Source organism: Mycobacterium sp. (genome assembly GCF_025965855.1).
Classification (GTDB): Bacteria; Actinomycetota; Actinomycetes; order Mycobacteriales; family Mycobacteriaceae; genus Mycobacterium.
On sequence record NZ_JAOPWB010000146.1, the window covers coordinates 1 to 3,119 of the forward strand.

Sequence of the window (3,119 nt, forward strand, 5' to 3'; positions counted from 1 at the left end):
TGGACCGCCTCGCCGGCGTCTCCGGGCTGGCCCCCGTACCCCACGACTCGGGCCGCATCACCGGCAACCTCAAACGCCCCCGCCGCTACGACCGACGCCTGCTGCGTGCCTGCTATCTGGCCGCCCAGATCGCCATCCGTACCGACCCGGCCTCGCGCACCTACTACGACCGCAAACGAACCCAAGGCAAAACCCACACCCAAGCCGTCCTCGCCCTGGCCCGCCGACGCCTCAACGTCCTGTGGGCCATGCTCCGCGACCACGCCGTCTACCAACCCTCAACCACTACCGCGGCGGCTTGACAACTTCATTGAGAATCTCCTTGGCTTGGCTGGGGTCGGCTGAGCACCTCGATGCCCGGCAGCGTCTTGCCCTCCAGGTATTCCAGCGATGCGCCGCCGCCGGTCGATATGTGCGAGAAGTCGCCCTCCGGGATGCCGAGCGCGCGCACCGCGGCCGCGGAGTCACCGCCGCCCACCACGCTGAAGGCGCCCTTGGCGGTCGCCGCGACAATGGCCTCGGCGACCCCCTTGGTGCCGGCGGCGAAGGCCGGGAATTCGAACACGCCCATCGGGCCGTTCCAGAAGACGGTCTCGGCGTTGGACAGCAGTGTGGTGAACCGCCTGACCGACTCCGGCCCGATATCCAGGCCCATCTTGTCCTGCGGAATGCGGTCCGCGGCCACTATTTCCGGCGGCGAATCTGCGGCGAACTTCTCTGCGACCACGATGTCCACCGGAAGGTGAAGCACATCGGCGTAGGTCTCACACAACCTGCGACAGGTATCCACCATGTCGACCTCGAGTAGCGATGTGCCGACCGAAAGACCATACGCGGCAAGGAAAGTGAAGCACATGCCGCCGCCGATCACGATGCTGTCGGCCTTGGTGGCCAGCGACTCGATGACGCCGAGCTTGTCGGACACCTTCGACCCCCCGAGCACCACCGCGTAGGGGCGCCTGGTCGAGCTGGTCAACTGCTCCAATACCCGTATCTCCTCGGCCACCAGCGTGCCGGCGTAGTGCGGCAGCAGGGTGGCGACATCGTAGACGGAGGCCTGCTTGCGGTGCACCACCCCGAAGCCGTCGGAGACGAAAGCGCCTGTCGGGCCGACTAATTCGGCCAGCTGCCTGGCCAGGGCCAGCCGCTCACCGTCGTCCTTGCTGGTTTCCCGCGGGTCGAAGCGGATGTTCTCCAGCAGCAGGATGTCGCCGTCGGTCAGTCCCTCGGCGCGGGCCAAAGCGTCGCCCCCGACGGGGGAACGATCCGGGCCGCCGGCCAGCTGCACGTGCCGGCCGAGCTGCTCGCCGAGCGCCGCGGCTACCGGCGCCAGCGACAGCTTCGGGTCGGCCCCGGTTTTGGGACGGCCCAGATGCGCGGTGACCACGACCTTGGCGCCGGCCTCGAGAAGCGCCTTCAACGTCGGCACCGACGCGGTGATGCGGCCCGCGTCGGTGATGGTGCCGTTGTCGAGGGGGACGTTCAGGTCGGAGCGCACCAGCACGCCGCGACCCGAAACCCCCGCGGCCAGAAGGTCTTCCAGAGTTGGGATGCTCACGGTTAGAGCGACTTGCCAACCAGCGCGACGAGGTCGACGAGGCGGTTGGAGTAGCCCCATTCGTTGTCGTACCAGGACACCACTTTGGCCTGGTTGTCGATGACCTTGGTCAGCCCGGAGTCAAAGATCGAGCTGTGCGGGTCGGTGACGATGTCACTGGACACGATGGGGGCGTCGTAATACTTCAAGATGCCCTTCAGGCGGCCCTCGGCGGCGGCCTTGAACGCCGCGTTGATGTCCTGGGCGCTGGCGGCTCTCGACAACTCGGCGGTCAGGTCGGTCACCGAACCGGTAGGAATCGGCACCCGCAGCGCATACCCGTCCAGCTTGCCCTTGAGATTGGGCATCACCAGCCCGATCGCCTTGGCCGCCCCGGTCGAGGTCGGGACGATGTTCAGCGCGGCCGCCCGCGCCCGGCGCAGGTCCTTGTGGGGCCCGTCCTGCAGGTTCTGGTCCTGGGTGTACGCGTGGACGGTGGTCATCAGCCCCTTGACGATGCCGAACTCGTCGTCGAGCACCTTGGCCAGCGGAGCCAGGCAGTTCGTGGTGCACGACGCGTTGGAGATGATGTTCTGGCTGCCGTCGTACTTGTCGTCATTGACCCCCAGCACGATTGTGATGTCCTCGCCGCTGGCCGGCGCGGAAATGATCACCTTCTTGGCCCCCGCGTCCAGGTGGCCCTTGGCCTTGGCCGCGTCGGTGAACAGGCCCGTGGATTCGACGACGACGTCAACACCGAGGTCCCCCCATGGCAATGCCGCCGGGCCCTCCCGCACCTCGAGCGCCTTGATCTTGTGGTTGCCCACGACGATGGTGTCCTCGCCCTCCAGGCTGACGTCGTAGGGCAGCCGGCCCAGGATGGAATCGAACCGCAGCAGATGCGCCAGCGTGGCGTTGTCGGTGATGTCGTTGACGGCGACCACCTCGATGTCCGCGCCGCCCTGCTCCTGCTGAGCCAGCAAGGCCCGGTAGAAGTTGCGTCCGATTCGACCGAAGCCGTTGATGCCTACTCGGACCGTCACTTGATCTCTCCCTGTCTTCTGATGTCTTCCTGAGTCCGCTGATTACGCGCTCGCCGTCAGCCTAGATCAGCAACATGCGTCCCCGCCCGCCGGTAAGAGTGCTGGAGCGGCGCCGCGGCGAAAAAGCGTCGGCACCGTTTCTTGCCGGGTGCACACACCTGCGGTCACCGAAGCATGTCTCCTTTGTATCGGTTCTATAAGCGCCGGAATCGTCGCGTGTCCAATAGCAGTAACGCGCCATACATTCGACACGGCTGCGGTACGGCTATGCGGTTCTGGTGCCGCATTTGATCGCGAATGCTAAAGGAGTCGACGTTGATGACGGTCTTTGATCGGTTCAACATCACGGTTGGTGCCATCGCTGGGCTGTGCGGGGCCGCTATGGCCTTGAGCCCGGATGTGGCCGCCACCCCGCTGAAAACCGGCGGCTATGCGTGCATCCAGGGCCAGTCGGGTGAAGTTGGCGCGCCGGCGGCCGGCGGACCATTAGCCGGAGGTCCGGTGGCCGGAGGTCCGGTGGCCGGAGGAGCGGGCGCCGC

Annotated in this window: 3 protein-coding genes and 1 pseudogene; 2 read left to right on the top strand and 2 right to left on the bottom strand. The window is 66.4% G+C overall.

Features of this window, described 5'->3' with window-relative positions; translation table 11 throughout:
• On the top strand, positions 1–302 hold a 302-nt coding region (locus tag JWP83_RS11615; RefSeq protein ID WP_297730098.1), incomplete at its 5' end, for a transposase.
• A gap of 5 nt (positions 303–307) precedes the next feature.
• Here the strand turns inward: JWP83_RS11615 and pgk are convergent.
• Together pgk and gap are read right to left on the bottom strand one after the other, a co-directional pair.
• Entirely contained in the window at positions 308–1,558 is a 1,251-nt protein-coding gene (gene pgk / locus JWP83_RS11620) for a phosphoglycerate kinase (protein ID WP_297730099.1), read from the bottom strand.
• Between the two features lie 2 nt (positions 1,559–1,560).
• Positions 1,561–2,580 (bottom strand): type I glyceraldehyde-3-phosphate dehydrogenase, encoded by a 1,020-nt coding sequence (gene gap, locus JWP83_RS11625; RefSeq protein ID WP_297730100.1) that lies wholly within the window; start codon positions 2,578–2,580, stop codon positions 1,561–1,563.
• Between the two features lie 318 nt (positions 2,581–2,898).
• On the opposite strand from gap, the pseudogene JWP83_RS11630 reads away from it, so the two are divergent.
• Positions 2,899–3,119: pseudogene (locus tag JWP83_RS11630) on the top strand (beta-xylosidase); the annotation flags it as partial.